16 protein-coding genes are annotated in these 17,826 nt (G+C 33.8%); 2 read left to right on the top strand and 14 right to left on the bottom strand.

The features are described from left to right. Positions 1–217 precede the first annotated feature (217 nt). A complete protein-coding gene (locus AB1K81_RS05075; RefSeq protein WP_412976118.1) occupies positions 218–700 on the top strand; it encodes a ribonuclease H-like YkuK family protein in 483 nt (160 codons plus the stop codon). An 8-nt stretch (positions 701–708) separates the two neighbouring features. Here AB1K81_RS05075 and AB1K81_RS05070 read toward each other — a convergent pair whose 3' ends face one another. The 3 genes from AB1K81_RS05070 to AB1K81_RS05060 form a co-directional block, all read right to left on the bottom strand. Then, positions 709–1,365 carry a DNA alkylation repair protein gene (locus tag AB1K81_RS05070; RefSeq protein WP_412975561.1) on the bottom strand — a complete coding sequence of 219 codons (657 nt, stop codon included), beginning with the start codon at positions 1,363–1,365 and terminating at the stop codon, positions 709–711. 67 nt (positions 1,366–1,432) lie between these two features. Next, positions 1,433–2,053 (bottom strand): CAP domain-containing protein, encoded by a 621-nt coding sequence (locus tag AB1K81_RS05065; RefSeq protein ID WP_412975560.1) that lies wholly within the window; start codon positions 2,051–2,053, stop codon positions 1,433–1,435. A gap of 95 nt (positions 2,054–2,148) precedes the next feature. Then, positions 2,149–2,811, bottom strand: a complete 663-nt coding sequence (locus AB1K81_RS05060; protein ID WP_412975559.1) for a CPBP family intramembrane glutamic endopeptidase — start codon at positions 2,809–2,811, stop codon at positions 2,149–2,151. A gap of 193 nt (positions 2,812–3,004) precedes the next feature. On the opposite strand from AB1K81_RS05060, the gene AB1K81_RS05055 reads away from it, so the two are divergent. Next, positions 3,005–3,181: a hypothetical protein gene (locus AB1K81_RS05055; RefSeq protein WP_412975558.1), complete on the top strand. Its 177-nt coding sequence runs from the start codon at positions 3,005–3,007 to the stop codon at positions 3,179–3,181. A 56-nt stretch (positions 3,182–3,237) separates the two neighbouring features. Here AB1K81_RS05055 and AB1K81_RS05050 read toward each other — a convergent pair whose 3' ends face one another. The 11 genes from AB1K81_RS05050 to parC all read right to left on the bottom strand — a co-directional run bounded on the left by AB1K81_RS05050 (position 3,238) and on the right by parC (position 17,801). Further along, positions 3,238–4,101 carry a 5'-3' exonuclease gene (locus tag AB1K81_RS05050; RefSeq protein WP_412975557.1) on the bottom strand — a complete coding sequence of 288 codons (864 nt, stop codon included), beginning with the start codon at positions 4,099–4,101 and terminating at the stop codon, positions 3,238–3,240. 13 nt (positions 4,102–4,114) lie between these two features. Continuing rightward, positions 4,115–7,726, bottom strand: a complete 3,612-nt coding sequence (locus tag AB1K81_RS05045) for a dynamin family protein (RefSeq protein WP_412975556.1) — start codon at positions 7,724–7,726, stop codon at positions 4,115–4,117. Between the two features lie 204 nt (positions 7,727–7,930). After that, on the bottom strand, positions 7,931–8,404 hold the full coding sequence (locus AB1K81_RS05040; protein ID WP_412975555.1) for a CBS domain-containing protein: 474 nt from the start codon (positions 8,402–8,404) through the stop codon (positions 7,931–7,933). A 234-nt stretch (positions 8,405–8,638) separates the two neighbouring features. After that, positions 8,639–10,168 (bottom strand): acyl-CoA carboxylase subunit beta, encoded by a 1,530-nt coding sequence (locus tag AB1K81_RS05035; RefSeq protein WP_412975554.1) that lies wholly within the window; start codon positions 10,166–10,168, stop codon positions 8,639–8,641. Between the two features lie 18 nt (positions 10,169–10,186). Beyond that, entirely contained in the window at positions 10,187–10,966 is a 780-nt protein-coding gene (locus tag AB1K81_RS05030) for an enoyl-CoA hydratase (protein WP_412975553.1), read from the bottom strand. 15 nt (positions 10,967–10,981) lie between these two features. Continuing rightward, positions 10,982–11,200 carry an acetyl-CoA carboxylase biotin carboxyl carrier protein subunit gene (locus tag AB1K81_RS05025; protein WP_412975552.1) on the bottom strand — a complete coding sequence of 73 codons (219 nt, stop codon included), beginning with the start codon at positions 11,198–11,200 and terminating at the stop codon, positions 10,982–10,984. Positions 11,201–11,225: 25 nt separating this feature from the next. Then, positions 11,226–12,575 (bottom strand): acetyl-CoA carboxylase biotin carboxylase subunit, encoded by a 1,350-nt coding sequence (locus AB1K81_RS05020; protein ID WP_412975551.1) that lies wholly within the window; start codon positions 12,573–12,575, stop codon positions 11,226–11,228. A gap of 27 nt (positions 12,576–12,602) precedes the next feature. Continuing rightward, on the bottom strand, positions 12,603–13,745 hold the full coding sequence (locus AB1K81_RS05015; protein WP_412975550.1) for an acyl-CoA dehydrogenase family protein: 1,143 nt from the start codon (positions 13,743–13,745) through the stop codon (positions 12,603–12,605). A gap of 108 nt (positions 13,746–13,853) precedes the next feature. Continuing rightward, positions 13,854–14,408: a TetR/AcrR family transcriptional regulator gene (locus AB1K81_RS05010; RefSeq protein ID WP_412976117.1), complete on the bottom strand. Its 555-nt coding sequence runs from the start codon at positions 14,406–14,408 to the stop codon at positions 13,854–13,856. Between the two features lie 87 nt (positions 14,409–14,495). Then, entirely contained in the window at positions 14,496–15,275 is a 780-nt protein-coding gene (locus AB1K81_RS05005; RefSeq protein WP_412975549.1) for a class I SAM-dependent methyltransferase, read from the bottom strand. A gap of 75 nt (positions 15,276–15,350) precedes the next feature. Beyond that, entirely contained in the window at positions 15,351–17,801 is a 2,451-nt protein-coding gene (gene parC / locus AB1K81_RS05000) for a DNA topoisomerase IV subunit A (protein WP_412975548.1), read from the bottom strand. Positions 17,802–17,826 lie beyond the last annotated feature (25 nt).

Raw genomic sequence — 17,826 nt, 5'->3', positions numbered from 1 at the left:
ATCGTATTTACAGATTTTTCTTCCAAATATTTTATTAGCTGAGATGATTTATCTATATTTTTATAATTATTTCTAATTTATAATTTACAAACTCATAAGAATAGAAGGATAATCTTTCGCAAAAATAAATAATAAGTAATTAACGTTTAGGAGGTTTGAAATAGTGCCTAATCTAAGATTGTTAGATTTTAGTTTTCAAAACTTGACAAATAAAAACATGACCTTTAACGAAGTCTTTCATCATATCGTTCGTTTTATGAAAAAGGATCCAAGTGGACGCTATAAACTAATATTTGGAACAGATTCTCAAATACACCCAACTTATACAAGGTTTATAACAGGTATCGTTATTCAATGCGAATCGAAAGGTGCATGGGCTTGTATTAGAAAAGTAATAGTACCGAGGAAAATGACGATTTTACATGAGAGAATTTCTTATGAAACAACCTTAACAGAAGAAGTTGTATCCATGTTTTCTGAGGATAAAAAGAGCCAGCTCATTGATATTGTCCTACCATATATTTACAAAGGATCTTCCTTTACAATAGAAGGTCATATTGATATAGGAGCTACGAATAAAAATAGGACTAAGGTTTTTGTCAATGAAATGGTCGGTAGAATGGAGTCATTAGGCATAGAGCCAAAGATAAAACCAAATTCCTTTGTCGCAAGCTCTTATGCCAATCGTTTCACTAAATAATAACAATGTTATAAATATTTACTTCCCTCTCGAATACTGAGTTTAGCAAGATTGTTTTCTTGTATAAATGACTTAACTGAGGCAGGGTTAGTTTTAGAATATTCACGCAACGCCCAGCCGATAGCCTTCTGTATAAAAAACTCTTTACTATCAGAATTTAATTTTATGTATTGATATAAAAGTTCTTCGTCAGTCCTATTCTTGTATTTGAGCTGAAACAAAATAGCAGTTCGTCTTAGCCACATGTTTTGGTGACTAGCCCAGTCGTCTATTTTACCTAGTATAAATTGTGGTGAATCCATAGCAATCTTACCTATTGGTTTTTGTGCGAGCATGTCAACAGTGTCCCACCAAGATTTCGTTGTGATTAAAGACTCAAATAAATCAATATGTTCTTTAGTAATTTTTCCAAGTACTTTTTCTATATAATCCAAGGCAATATTTTGATATTCTCTTTCTTCCATCCTCCACAATTCAATCACAAAGTCATTGTTAAATGGTTGATTCAAAATACCAATTTCTTTAAAAAAGGCATTGGATACCATTCTTCTTTCAGGTGTTTTAATACCTAAAAAAGTAAAGCGATTCTTCATGTATTTTTCCATATAATATGCATTCTCATCATTGCGATGTTTTTCTAGAGCATTAACAAGACTCTCAATCATTTTTTTCCGCTCCCATATTAAACATATAAGGTCTAATTAGGCGAACCTAAATTAGACCTTTGTAAGATTAGGACCCTGTAAACATTTGTACCCAAGCACCATTGTAATATCCAACACCAATGGAATCGAATTTAGGATTTAAAATATTCGCTCTGTGTCCTGAAGAGTTCATCCAAGCATTCATTACTTCCTGTGGAGTTTTTTGGCCTTTTGCGATATTCTCACCAGCTGTACGATACGAAATGCCAAACGTCTTCATCATATCAAATGGTGATCCATAATTAGGACTTGTATGAGAGAAATAGTTGGAATTAATCATATCCGCTGCCTTCTTTTCTGCAACAGCCTTTATGTCAGCTCTGTGTTTTAATGGAGATAACCCTGCCTTTGATCGCTCTTGATTAACAAGTTGTGCTACTTGTTCTTCAAAAGTAGTCGGACTTGGAGCAGTTGCTCTAAGTCTAATTACAGACCCAACTTGCATATTCGTTGGAACCACATTTGGATTTAACCTCATCAATTCACGATAGTCTAAGCCATAGCGTTGTGCGATAAACCAGAATGTATCTCCTTTAGAAACCTTATAAAAATCAAAAGGTGGTTCTTTAAACATTTTGATTTCAGCACTTGCTCCTATTGGAAAGGTAATCAATATCGCCAGAAGCAACGGAATAATTCGTTTTAACATAAAAATGTCACCTCAAATTACTTTTTTTGTAATCCCCTGCTTCTATTTTCTTCTTTTACTTTATAGTAATGCATGGTTATTCTTGGTACTTTTAATTAATAAAAAAGAGTTAACCCAATTAATATAATCATGATATCAGCACATATATGGATCATCCATGAAGCCCAAATAGTTCGATTCCGTTCGTTCACTTTATGAAATACTAATCCAATAATCCATAAACCAACAAAACAAATTGCAATAAGAGTCGGACTAAACCAAAATGCAATCATCGGAATATGGTACGATGCAAAAAGTAAAGGACTATACATGTATCCTATCTTTTTTGGTAAATTAAAGAATATAAACCCTCTGAAAAAGTATTCCTCTAAAAATGAATTTCCAAAAGTAACATAAATACCTACAATAATATAAGTAGTAGTAGTTATACCTAATCGGTCTGTTAAATCACTTTTTATTGCACTCAAATCTATAAATGGTAAACATATAAGATATGCAATGAGAACGACTGTAGCAGATGATAATCCAAGCAGAATAATTCTTTTCCATTCATTAAAGGTTATTTTCTCCAGATTAACAGGATCTTTAAATCGGAAATCGCTAAATAGAATAATATACGACCATATCGTTAGGAAAAACAAAATTATTTTTAGTCCTGTTTTAATTAAATAATTGATTTCCAAACCGTGTTCGATGAAAGCTAGTAACCCACAAGTAATTAATGTACTAATAATTATGTAATAATGCTTTTTCTTCATAATTTCCCCTAATTTATAAAAATTTTATACTTTTGTAATTATTATTACATACAAAAGGTAAGATGTACAAAGTTAAAAAAGGATAATTTTGTTAAAAAAATACGAATTAAAAATGATATTCGGGGAAATATACATTTTGTAAGGTGAAATGAACAATGTTTATTTCACAATAAAAATATAGGAGGGTCAGAAAATGGCGAAAAACAATAACAATCGCAACAACAATAACAATAACAACAATCGAAACAACAATGATAACGTTGAGTTTGCGAATGAGTTTCTAAATGAAGATTTAGATAACAACAACAACAATAACAACAATAATAAGAACAACAATCGCAATAACAACAATAACAACAACAACCGTTAATAGTGATTGAAAAGCAAAAACCTGTATTGTACTTAAATACAGGTTTTTGTTCGAGATTAAGATAGAAGCTTTATCAAATTTTTTACTTGCAGCTCCTCAAACTTACTAGAGACTTTTTCACGATTATATTTCCAAGTTGCGTTTTCTAGCGTAATATCAATCGGTACATCACAACGTATTTCTGCAAGACTCCTAGACAGATGAAGCATATCAAGATTTGCCTTTATTTTTGATTGTACTCCTTTTGGTAGCTGTTCCATATTTTCTAGTAATCCTTCAATCGATTCATGTTCTTGTAACAGCTTTAAAGCAGTCTTTTCCCCAATACCTTTAACACCTGGATAATTATCAGAAGAATCCCCCATTAATCCTTTTAAATCGATAATTTGTCTTGGAGAAAGACCTTTTTTTTCAACAAAGTTTTCTTCATTAAATACTTCATAGTTGCCTTGACCTTTCCTCATAATCGCAACACTAATTCCTGATTCGATAAGTTGTAAAATGTCTTGATCACCTGTGAGAATTAATACCTCATGCTCATTTGAAAATTGTTTAGCTATTGTACCAATACAATCATCTGCTTCGTAATTTTCAATACCAACATTTGGCATTTCAAAAGCACTTACTACTTCCTTCGCTAAATCAAATTGTGGAATTAACTCCTCTGGTGGTGCTGAGCGATTTCCTTTATAGTCCTCATACATTGTTGTCCGAAATGTTTTACTACCCATATCCCAACAACAAATAACATGTGTAGGTTGAAACGTATTTACCGCGTCTAATAAATACCTTACAAATTGATAGACTCCATTGGTCGGCACCCCGTTTTCATTCCTCATAAAGTTCCCACGAATCGATGTTGCGAAAAAACCTCTAAACAGTAAGGCCATTCCATCAACTAATAGTATAGATTGCTTCATCTTTACACGTCCTTTAGTTTATACTGTCCAACAGTTCAGATATATTCTTTGCCTTATTCATTAAAAGGTCTAGATCAATAACATCTTCAAGAATTTCTAAACTATTCGTAACATATTGCTCAATCTCATTTTGAATTTTTCTTGTTGTTAACTCTATATTGGATTTCCATTGATCATGGTAATGTTCCATCATTTTTTCACTAGTTTGTTCAATAAACCTTTGGATTTCTGGTAATATAATTTGATAAACAGCTTCTTTCATTTTTTCTTTTTCATTTTTTTCAAAGAATGCCTTTGTTCCTTTAAATAACGAATAAGCTTTTTCAAATACCTTCAAGTTTATATCCTGAAGCGGCTGAGAATATAATGGTGTTTCCAGTTGAATTACTTCAATAGATGGTAAGCTAAAATCTCTTTCAACAGATAGAAGTTTCTGAGTATAGGCATCCATTACGTCTACATGCTGTTCCTTTATATATGACTCAATCCGCAGCGATACGGCTCTAGCCTCCTGTAGAAGTTCATAACCAACATAGTCTAGTAAATCAATTGTATTCTTTTGTAGCTGATGTACTGCCTTCCGTCCAGATTCCGTTACTGTCGTCGGATTAAATTTATCTTTAAACATATCATGGAAACGAATTCCTGTTCTCTCAATTACATAATGTAATTGTTTGGATATTTTTTGATTTATTCTTTCATTATAAATATTTATATCGAGAGAACTAACTTCTGCATACAGCTTTTCTTTTTTATTTAATAATTCATCTTTATAATGTTGCTTTTCCACCTCGGTTAAACTTGCTTTCTTTATGAAGTGATCTAATAATTGTTTTACCCGAAGTAATTCATGTAAGGTAGATTTTATCGCTAGCTGTGATAATTCATTTTCTAAAAACGTATAAAAATCCTCTTCAAATTCACTTATCTCTTTGTTAATTGGTTTTATTGCTATTTTTTCTTCTAATGACTTTTTACTTGATACTGGATATATTCTTGGATTTCTAATTCCTAGTTTAGCCAGCTGTTCTTTAACATAATTTTTTACTAATTGCAATTCAGTTTCGTCATTTGCTAAGTCTGATGCATTAATGATAAAAAACATTTTATCAAGCTGAAAAGATTCCTTAACCCTTCCTAATTGCATGACAAAGTCTTTGTCTGCTTTTGTTATCGCATGGTTGTAATACGTTACATAAAGTATGGCATCAGCAGTTTTTATATAATCAAAAGCTACATTAGTATGTCTTGCATTGACAGAGTCAGCTCCTGGTGTATCTACTAAAGTAATGCCCCTTTTCATTATAGAGCAATCATAATACAAATCAATAGATTCTACAAAACAAGCCTTAGATTCATCTGTCGCATATGGTGCAAAGTTACTTAAGTGTATTTTCCGAGACTTCCCAATCCATTCCTTATGCTCGTCATATCCTTTAATCATTGCTTGTAAATAATTCTGATACATTTTACTCAAATCTTCACGATGTTGTATATCATTTTGTTTAATCCAGTTTAAGAAGCTACCAATATCAGAGAACCTAGGAGGAGTAAAATGCTTTAGTATGTTACCTAAATCTTTTATAAGCGTTTCTTGATCCTTCATATGAATTACAACGGTTTCATGTTCTAATTCTTCTGTTACCGGAGTAATCCGGTTAATTACTGCAGTTGTAGGATTCGGTGACGATGGTAAAACACCTTCCCCAATCAGCGCATTTGCAAATGATGATTTCCCCGCACTAAAAGCACCGAATAAGGCAATGGTTAACTCTCGATTTTCTAATCGCTGTTTTCGTGAATTTAACTCTTTCATAATTGTTTCAAATGCAGGTAATTCCTCCACAATCTGAACTGTTTTTTCAATTGCTTTCATTACTTCTTGTACTTGTGGAACATCGTTCTCTAAAGGCTTCACATATGGCACCACTTCTTCTGGTTCTGTAATGTAATCCACCTTAGACAAAGTCTTACCTTTAATAAAGGTTACTTTTTCTATACTTTTTTTTACTTTATCCTCAGTTTCTTTCGTGAACTCCGGAGAACGTAGCTGCATTTCAATACGAGCTACCTGTCTATTATAAACCTCTTTTAAAGAATGCAATTTTTCGAGAGCATTTGTTTGTTCTTCACTTTCTTGCAATTCTTTTTCATATTGATCTATCGTTTGTTTAGATTCGTTCTCGATAATTTTTATAATATTTGTTAATAAATTTCGCGCTGTATTTCGGTATTTTGTTTTTATTTCATGGCCGAGATTGTTTGTATAATTTAGAACGTAATCACCATTTACAATAGCACCTTTCTTAACTTGGTTTACTAAATCTTCAGGGCTAATAGCAACAGAGAACTGCTGAACGATAGTATTTATTTCTTGATTTATAATCGAATATTTTTTAAGTAGCTCTGTAACTTTTTCTCGGAATTTCCATTCAATACTAGCATGCATGCTATCCGTCACTGAAGAAAGAAATTCAACTAATCGCTTTTCGCGTTCTTCTTCGGTTTTTTTCTTTGCACCGATAATACCAATCTTAAAATCTTTTTGTTGGGATTCTAAAAAACTTAACGCTTTATCTCGAACCGTTGCTGGCATAAGATAAGCATTTTTCAATGTTTGATTGAGATCATCAATAAATTCCTTTTCTAGATTAATCGATTTTTGCTTTACTGTTTCCATGTCTTGTTGTAGGTTCTCTATTTTGTTAAACAAATCTTCATCTAGACCTTCGACATTCGAAACTTGATGAACGGACTCGTCATACTTTTCTTCTAAGAAATGTTTATGTGATTCGATAATATTTTCAACAGATGAGTCAATTCGTTGTATTCTTTTCTCTAACAATAATGTATTGACTTTTTCTTTAATACATTCAAATTGATTAATTTCCATGTCTTGCTTATAAAGTGATGAAAAATACACTTCTTCTGGGGATAATCCCCATTGATCGAACGTTTGTTTAATGCTCTTCTTAAATGATTGGAAAGTTAGTTCTTCCTCATTATGTTTATCAATTTGGTTTATAATAATATGGAATGGTATATTCATAGATTGGATATTTTTTAGGAACATTAAATTTAATTCAGATTGAACATGGTTATAATCCATTACATAAAATAACACGTCAACGAGGTGTAAAGAAGATTCCGTAATTATTCGGTCAGTATCATCTGCAGCATCAATTCCTGGAGTGTCAATAATAGAACACTGTTCCGGAATAATTGGTTGACTTGAACTTATCTCTATTTTTTGGATAGAGTCTTTATCTTTACAATATTCCTTAATCATATCCAAGTCATAAGGTTCATCATACTCAATCGGTTCCTCATTATGGAAGAACACTCTTGCAACACCCTCACCTGAGGAGAGTTTAACGATATTTGCACTAGTAGGTATTGGACTTTTTGGTAATAAATCTGTACCGATTAATGCATTGATCATCGAGGATTTCCCAGCTGAAAAATGACCTGTAAAACCAATGATATATTCATTCGATTGTTTTTTCTTATAAAGATCAATTATTTTTTGAGCATTTACTTCATCACCATGTTGCATCATAACATGATAGATACCTAATAAATTATCATTATTTAATACGGATGTCTGTTGTTGAATTGCTCTCACGAAACTAACCCCTTTATTTCTTCTTCATAAATCTATTATATCCTAATCTTTCACATCATTACTACACCTTTACAAGGGTTTTATCATTACAAATCGTTCGAAAAATATAAAAATAATCCACTACCAATGGGGAAAGTAGGGATTATTATTTATGGCGAAAACTATCTGACACTTATGAACTTAAGTAATTTCAAGATAACCAGTTTAACTAATATTACTACCTTGGATTAGTTCCGTTGTAATATGCCGTATTAAATCACCTCTACTAATTACGCCTAGTACCTTATGTGAATGGTCTAAAACTGGAATCTTTTTAAAGTGGTAATGTGAGAACATTTGAAGTGCATCATCCAAATCATGCTCCGGGCTAAGTGTTTTTATATCTTTTGTTTTCATTATGTTTGACACAGGCTTATTTAACACATACTGTAATTTATCTGTCAGCTTTTCCTTTTCTGTAACCATAACAACCGCAAACATATCAAATACTGTTCTACTATTTGGTTTCAAATAGCGAATGACATCCCCATCACTAATAACACCAACCAATGTATTTTCTTCATTAACTACTGGAACTCCTCCAATTTTATGTGTAACTAATAACTCTAATAATTCTTTTATGGTTGTATGTTCTTTTACACTTATTACATCATGTATCATGAAGTCTCTGATTAACATTATTTCACCATCTTAAATTTATTTAAACTTGAAAATAATCAATCCATTTTCCAATTAATATTCCCCTCTATAATAAGATTTACACATCACGTAACATTTATTAGTTTACATAATAAAATTATGGTAAATTAATCCGTGGATTTTATATATTATATGTAAAAACTACTAAGATGTTAGATAAATGCCCATAAAAAAATGACCCAAATAAATTCTTATTTGAGTCATCTTCTCCTTTTATACAGGATAAACTCCGTGCTTTCGTTCGGTAAAAACTACATTTTTTGCTTCATAGATACGATAACGATTCATTAATTCATCTCTTAAATTATTTGGTTCAATAATAGCATCAATAACCAGCTCACTTGCTAGACGATAAATATCGATATCATCCCGATATTCATCCTGTTTATGCTTAATAAACTCTGCCCGCTCTTCCTCAGGCAATTCGGCAATCTTGTTCGCGTAAACAGCATTTACAGCAGCTTCTGGCCCCATAACAGCGATTTGAGCAGTTGGTAAGGCAATACAACAATCTGGTTCGAAAGCAGGACCTGCCATCGCATATAAGCCTGCTCCGTATGCTTTTCGGACAATAACTGATATTTTTGGTACTGTAGCTTCACTCATTGCTGCAAGCATTTTTGCTCCATGGCGAATAATTCCAGCACGTTCTACTTTTGTACCAATCATAAATCCTGGTACATCCATTAGGAATAGCAACGGAATATTAAATGCATCACAAAGCTGAATAAACTTTGCCGCTTTATCAGCAGAATCAGGGAAAAGTACTCCACCTTTCATTTTAGGCTGATTAGCGATAATCCCAACCGATTTTCCATTTATTCTTGAAAGTCCGGTAATTAATTCTGGAGCAAATTTTTTTTTAATTTCACAGAAGCTAGCATCATCTATGATTCTATTAATTAAATCATACATATTAAATGGAGCATTTTGATTTTCTGGAATAATTTCTTCAATTGATTTTTCAAATTCTTTTGGAGCAATTGGCTCATAATCTTTAGGTTTATTTCTAAAGTTATGTGGGAAGTAAGTTAAATATTTTCTAGCATAAGTAATTGCTTCAGGTTCCGTTTTCACTAATACATCACCGACTCCTGACACAGTACAATGCATTTTTGCCCCGCCCATTTCTTCTAATGTTACCTTTTCTCCAATAACTTTTTCTGCCATCCTTGGAGAACCAAGATACATGGAAGCATTTCCATCAACCATCACAACGATGTCACAGAAAGCCGGAATATAAGCTCCCCCTGCAGCAGATGGTCCAAATAATAAACATATTTGTGGTACACGACCGGAAAGCTTTATCTGATTATGAAAAATTCTTCCAGCACCTCTTCTTCCTGGGAACATTTCAATTTGATCGGTAATTCGAGCACCTGCTGAATCTACTAAATAAATAATTGGTAGCTCTAGTGTAAGTGCTGTTTCTTGAATACGAAGAATTTTTTCTACAGTTCTTTTACCCCAGGATCCTGCTTTTACTGTTGAATCATTCGCCATGACACAAACATCTTGACCATTAATTTTTCCAATACCTGTTACGACACCATCCGATGGTAAAGACGCATCCATACAATTGGCGAAAAAAGCATCTTCAATATCCATTCCGTCATCAAATAAGAGCTCTAAACGTTTACGAACAAATAGCTTTCCTTTTTGTTCATTTGCGATATGATACTTTTCTTTTCCACCTTTTTCTATTTGCTCGACTCTCTTTTGCAGTTCTTCTATATAAGACATTATCTGACCTCCAACTCTTTAATTTCCTTTGTATACTGGGGATCGTTTCTCTTTAAAAGCTAGTAACCCTTCCAATCTATCATTTGTTGGAATGGTCTTTTTATAACATAAGTGTTCTATTTCTAAACCGGCTTTTAGATCTACTTGACTGCCCTGATTAATGGCACTTTTTGCTTGACGCAGTGCAATTGGTCCATTTTTAGCAATTGTTTTAGCGATATTTATAGCTGTGTCAAGGAGTTCATCTTCAGTAGTTAACTGTTCCACTAATCCAATAGAAAATGCTTCTTCAGCTGTAATTGCTTTTGCTGTATAGATTAATTGTTTTGCTTTTCCTATTCCGATTAATCTAGGAAGACGCTGTGTTCCTCCTGCTCCAGGGATAATTGCTAACGATGTCTCTGTTAGCCCTAATTTTATCGTATTAGCAGCGATCCTTATATCACATGCGAGAGCTAATTCCAATCCACCCCCGAATGCTACACCGTTTAGTGCTGCAATTACTGGTACGTTGATGGATTCTACTTCTGTTACGGTCTTTCCAATATATTGAACTGCTTTAACGACTTCCTCATTCGTCATTCCACTACGTTCCTTTAAATCAGCGCCAGCACAAAAAGCTTTATTTCCACTTCCAGTAATAACCACACAGTAAATTTGTTGGTTACGATTCACTTCTAATACGACTTGATCTAAATTATCTAAAAGTGCTCTAGACATGGCATTTGCGGCTTCAGGTCTATTTAACGTTATGACAGCTATATGGTTATCTACAATTTCTAAATTCACTAAGGTCATAAAATCCTCCTAAATTTAGTTAGTTTCAATAATTGCCAAACAATCGCCTTCGTTAACGAAATCACCTTCTGCAACTTTGATTTCCTTAATAGTACCCGCTTCTTCTGCGGCTATCGGAATTTCCATCTTCATTGATTCTAGAATAACGATATCTTGATCTTCTTCCACTGTGTCACCTACAGATACTAATACCTTCCAAACATTACCAGCCATTATTGCTTTAATTTCTTCCATGTTTTCTCCTCCTAAATACATTATGTTATTTTTTTATTGTACTGAAATATTCCTCAATAAATTTAGTGGTTGTTTCACCTGCTTGAAACGCCTCGTGACAAGCAATTTCTAAAAGCAAAGGTACATTTGTTTTAATTCCTTCAATAGATGTTTTCTGTAACGTCTCAATTAATAACTTGATAGCTTCATTACGATTTTGACCTTTTACTATTAATTTACTAATCATTGGGTCATAAAAGGGTGTAACCTGGTAATCACCTTTTACTGCGCTTTCTAATCGAATATTTTCACCAGTTGGTACTACAAAAGTTGTAATATGGCCTGGTGAAGGGAAAAATGTTTTCGGATCCTCGGCATATATTCTAGCTTCGATTGCATGCCCATTGATCGATATGTCTTCTTGCTTAATAGCCAATGTCTTTCCATTTGCTACATTAATTTGTTCTTCAACAATATCTATTCCTGTAATTTCTTCTGTTACAGGATGTTCTACTTGTATTCTCGTATTCATTTCTAAGAAATAAAAATTTTCGTCCTGGTCGACTAAAAATTCAATAGTTCCTGCGTTTGTATAACCAATTGCCTTCGCAGCATCAATTGCTGCTTTTCCCATTTTATTTCTAGTTGTTTCAGATATAAATGGCGAAGGAGCTTCCTCCATAACCTTTTGATTGCGGCGTTGAATAGAACATTCACGTTCAAATAAATGTAAAGCATTGCCAAAGTTATCTGCCAAAAGTTGAATCTCAATATGCCTTGCATGTTCAATCTTTTTTTCTAGAAACATCGAGCCGTCCCCGAAAAAGCTCTCCGCTCGTTTAGCATTATTATCAAACGCTTTAAATAATTCTTCATCACTATTTACGACTTGCATCCCAATTCCACCACCGCCTAGGGAAGCTTTCAACATAATGGGATATCCGATTTCCTTTGCAATTTCTACTGCCTCCTCTTTAGAAGTGATGGCATCCTCTGTTCCAGGTACAATTGGAACATTCGCTTTTTTCATTGCTTTTCTCGCTTCAATCTTACTTCCCATCATGCTTATCACTTTACTTGTTGGGCCAATGAATGTAATACCTTTCAATTCACATGCCTCTGCAAATTTGCTATTTTCACTCAAAAAACCGTATCCTGGGTGAATTGCATCCGCACCAGCTTCCTTTGCAACTTGAAGGATTTTATCCACATTTAAATAACTTTCATTTACGCGTGAGGGACCAATTAAGTAACTTTCATCTGCCATAGATACAAATGGTGCTTGTTCATCTGCTTCAGAATAGACTGCAACGGTTTGAATCCCCATTTTCTTGCATGTTCTAATCACTCTTGCTGCAATTTCACCACGATTTGCTATCAGTACTTTAGAAATCATTTTTTCACTCCTTAATCTACTTGTAGTCTAGCAACCTAATTGTCTAGCAATAACAAGTCTCTGAATCTCAGATGTACCTTCACCAATTTCAAGTAGTTTAGCATCACGCAAATAGCGTTCTACTTCGTATTCTCGCATGTACCCATATCCACCATGAATTTGGATAGCTTGATTTGCTGCTCGAAAGGCTGTTTCTGTAGCAAATAATTTCGCATAAGCCGATTCTTTCGTAAATGGTTGATTATTATCTTTTAGCCAAGCTGCTTTGTAAACCATATTTCTAGACAGTTCTACTTCCATTGCAATATCTGCAAGTTTAAACTGGATAGCTTGGAAATTTGAAATAGATTTTCCAAACTGCTTACGTTCTTTAGCGTATTGTAATGCTTTTTCAAATGATGCTTGTGCTATACCTAAGCCTAAAGCAGCAATTGAAATTCTCCCACCATCTAATGTATATAAAAATTGGCTAAATCCTTTTTGTGGATCACCTAGTAGGTTAGACCTTGGAACACGAACATTATCAAGGACAATTTCTGCTGTATCGGAGCCTCGAACACCCATTTTATCGTAATTGCTTGTGATTTTTACTCCTTCGGTATCTGTAGGAACGATAATTGCTGAAATAATATTTTTACCCTTTTCATTTTTACCAGTTACTGCTGTGACTATTAACGTCCTTGCAAAACTTGCATTCGTAATAAAGCATTTTTCACCATTGATAATAAAATCATCACCGTCTATTACTGCAGTGGTTTTTGTTCCTCCAGCATCAGAACCAGCATTTGGCTCCGTTAAACCGAATGCACCTAGCGCTTTCCCTTCCGCTAGTGGTTTTAGATACTTCTCTTTTTGTTCTTCGGTTCCAAAGTAATAGATAGGACTAGCTCCTAAAGAAACTGCTGCAGCATAGCTTAAGCCAGTACTCCCACAGACACGTCCGATTTCTTCTACGGCGATTGCATAGGATAACGTATCTCCCCCTGAGCCACCGTATTTTTCTGGAAAAGGAATTCCCAGTAGACCAAGTTCACCCATCTGTTCAAAGATATCTAAAGGAAATTTTGCTTCTTTATCAATTTCAACTGTTCGAGGCTTAATAACTTCCTCCGCAAAATCACGTACCATTTTTCTAATCATTGTTTGTTCTTTTGTTAAATTAAAATCCATATGTTCCCCTCCTTAGTTTATATAAGACCGACTGGTTGGTCGGTAATATTTTAAAAAAATACAACTTTCGTTTAGAAACTAATTGAATTATCTCATTTATTTAACCGCTTACATTTTTTCTTTTAAAATTGATCGCATAATTAAATCCACATAAATATTGCCAATTTCATCGATCGACTTATCGCCAGACTTTTTATACCATTTATATGTCCAGTTAACCATTCCTAATATGGCCATCCCGGTAATTTCTGCTGACAAGTCTTCTCGAAATTCATTTACATCTTTTCCTTCACGGATGGTATCAATGATAATATTCTTAAATTGGTCGCGCTTTTTCTTAATTAGTTCCTCATAATTTGCTTTTAAGTATACATTTTCTTGGTAAAATACTGAAATATGTGGCTTATATAAATCAAACACTTGAACAAAATTTTTAATAATTTGCTCTAATTTCTTTGTCGGAGAGTCATAGGTGTTTTTTGCTATGTATGCTTTTTCTAATACATACGTAATAAACGTATCATGTATAACAAATAAAAGTTCATCTTTAGATGTAAAATGATGATAGAATCCGCCTTTTGAAGTGCCAGTACTATCAACAATTTCATTAACCGTTACACCGTGAAAACCTTTCTTTTCAAATAAATGTAACGCCGCATCGATAATTTTATCTCTTAAATTCGTCAGAAGCCCTCCTCTCTAATTTTCCACTTTAGCTTATCATAATTTTCGCAATTTATAAAGATAAAATTATTTTTGTATTTCTATCGTTCCATAATGAAAAAGTGATGTTTTTCTTTTAAATTGGATAAACCCTAATTCGTTAAATCTATTGCTCTTCCAATGATCTTTAAGCACGACCCGTTCTTTTGCTACTCTTTTTGCTTCCCTTACAATTTCAGTAGTTATATCAGTAGTAATGGCTTGCTCTCTAATTATGTTGATACCATTTGACTCGTTAATTCCTTCATGGAACATGGGATCAAAATAAACAATATCGAAAGAATTCGATTCAGCTCGTTGTAAAAATTTTAAATGATCCAAATGAACTACTTCTATATTTCTCATTGCTTGATCGAATTCCAAAATTCCAGTTGCTAAAGAACCTAAGCCTTGTTTTGCTAACAAATATAGTATTTCGTTCCCTTCGATGCCGACTACCCTTCCATCGGGTCCGACAGCTAGGCTAGCAATTATACTATCTGAAGCTAAGCCTAATGTGCAATCTAAAAAAGATTTCCCGCTAGTTAGTTTTGCTGTTGTAATTAGTGGTTCAACTTCCCCTTTTAAAATACGTTTTGCTCGAATCATTGCTAAGTTGGGATGGAAAAATAAATTTTTATCACTTTGATAGGGTGAGATATCTATTCGGTCTTTACCTACAATCATAATATCGTCTTGGTAAAGTGATTTTAATTGAGCAATAGAAACTCCGTGCCTTTCTTTAAAGGGGATATTATACTCATGGGATAGTTTTTTTGCTTTAGCTACTAGCTGACTAGTAACTCTCCCGGCTGTAGTTATAATCATTGCTGATTCTCCTTATACCAAAATATTACTTAGTAAAAAGACAGACTGTCATATAGACGAGTCTGTCTTCTTTCACTAATCCATAGTAGGATCAAACGGTTTTTCGTAATTCGCTTCCTTCCATACTTCTACAACTTCACCTTGATTATCTGCATCAATGACAAAGGATCCATTGCTATATCGATCACTATTCGTTAATTCTAATGGGAAAATCTGATGTGTTTCCCCTTTCGATGTCGTGAAGGAAATTGTATCCTTTTCATAAGTAGCAAAGAACCCAACGATACGATGCGGTTTATTTTTCAGCTCTCTTAACATAATTAAACCACGTTTTGCTCTTGTTGATTTCTCAAATTCTCGTAATTTCATTCGCTTACAAGCTCCACGCTGTGTAATGACAACAAGTGAAGGTTCAGATAAGTCATCAAAGACTTGTCCGCCTACTACATATTCACCGTCTTTTAATTGAATTGCTTTAACCCCTGCTGCACGTTGCCCAACTACAGGAACTTCCGATTCATGGTACCAAAGTCCATATCCTTTATTTGATGCGATAAATACATCAGAATAGCCTTTAGTCTGGCAAACACTTACCACTTCATCATCATTTTTTAAATTAAGAGCGACAAGTGCTTTAGAATAGCGTTGTGCCTCATATATTTTCAATTCACTACGCTTAACTATACCATTCTTCGTAAAGAATATGAGATATTCATCATCTTTAAATTCTCTTATAGGTAAAGAATGGATAATATATTCATCCTTATCTATTTGGACTATGTTTGAGATATGCTGTCCAATATCCTTCCAACGAATATCAGGTAGCTCATGAACAGGAATATATAAGTATTTTCCTTTATTCGTAAACACTAAGATCTTATCTGTTGTATTGGCCTCGATTAATCCAACTAAATGGTCATCTTCTTTAATCGCAAAGTCTTCTCCATTGGATGCTGCATAAGAACGAATACTTGTACGTTTAATGTAGCCATCCTTCGTTACAGAAATTAACACATCCTCACTTGCTACCGTTACTTCAATATCTATCTTCAGTTCTTCAATCTTGTCTTCAATAACTGTTCTGCGTCGCTCTGAAAATTGCTTCTTCATTTCTTTTAAATCATTCTTTATTGTTTCCAGTAATTTCTCTTCACTTCCTAGAATAGATTCGTACTCCGCAATTTTCTTTCTTAATTCTTCTGCTTCTTCCTGAAGCTGTGTAACATCTGTATTGGTTAAACGGTAAAGCTGTAACATCACAATCGCTTCCGCTTGTCTTTCTGTAAAATCATATTTTTCCATAATTTGATTTTTGGCATCTTGCTTGTCTTTTGATGCGCGAATAGTAGCAACTAACTCATCTAGTATGGAAATCGCTTTAATTAATCCATCTACAATATGAGAACGATCTTTAGCTTGCTTTAAATCAAACTTAGTAGACCTCGTTACAATTTCTTTTTGGTGTAAAATATAAGCATCAAGCATTTCAGCTAAAGAAAGTAACTTCGGTGTTCTATCAAGTATCGCCACCATATTGAAGTGATAGGTAACTTGTAAATCTGTATTTTTATAAAGGAAGTTAAGAACACCTTCACTATTTACATCTTTCTTAAGCTCAATAACGATACGTAATCCAGTTCTGTCAGTTTCATCACGAACTTCGGCAATTCCTTCTACTTTTCGATCAAATCGTAACTCATCAATTTTCTTAACTAGACTAGCTTTATTTACATCATATGGAATTTCATCTATTACGATTTGTTCACGATTCCCGCGAATCGATTCAACGGTTGCTCTTCCACGGACAACAATTTTCCCTTTACCAGTGTCATATGCTTTCTTAATTTCGTCTACACCTTGAATAATACCGCCAGTTGGAAAATCTGGGCCTTTAATGATTTTCATTAATTCCTCAGTAGTAGTATTCGGCTTATCGATACGTCTGATTACACCATCAATTACTTCTCCTAGATTGTGTGGTGGAATATCAGTAGCATAACCTGCTGATATTCCGGTTGAACCATTCACTAAAAGATTAGGAAACTTGGCAGGTAATACAACTGGCTCATGATCCGTATCATCAAAGTTAGGCATTAAATCTACTGTATCTTTATTAATATCACGTAGTAGTTCCGACGAAATCTTTGAAAGCCTCGCTTCCGTATAACGCATTGCTGCTGGTGGATCGCCATCCATACTACCATTATTCCCATGCATTTCAATAAGTACATTTCGCATCTTCCAGTCTTGACTTAATCGTACCATCGCATCATATACAGATGAATCACCATGTGGATGATAATTCCCGATTACAGTACCAACAGTTTTTGCGGATTTACGAAAATGTTTATCATGTGTGTTTTTTTCTCGAAACATAGCATATAGAATTCTACGTTGAACAGGTTTTAAACCATCGCGTGCATCTGGAATTGCACGATCTTGAATTATATATTTACTATATCTACCAAATCGATCACCGATTACTTCTTCTAATGGAAGATCGAGAAATTTTTCTGACTGTGACAAGCCATTTCCCCCTTCACTTAACTAT

Origin of the sequence: Ornithinibacillus jepli, from assembly GCF_047228935.1 — a bacterium.
GTDB lineage: Bacteria > Bacillota > Bacilli > Bacillales > Amphibacillaceae > Ornithinibacillus.
This window is presented reverse-complemented; position numbering and strand designations above follow the sequence as displayed.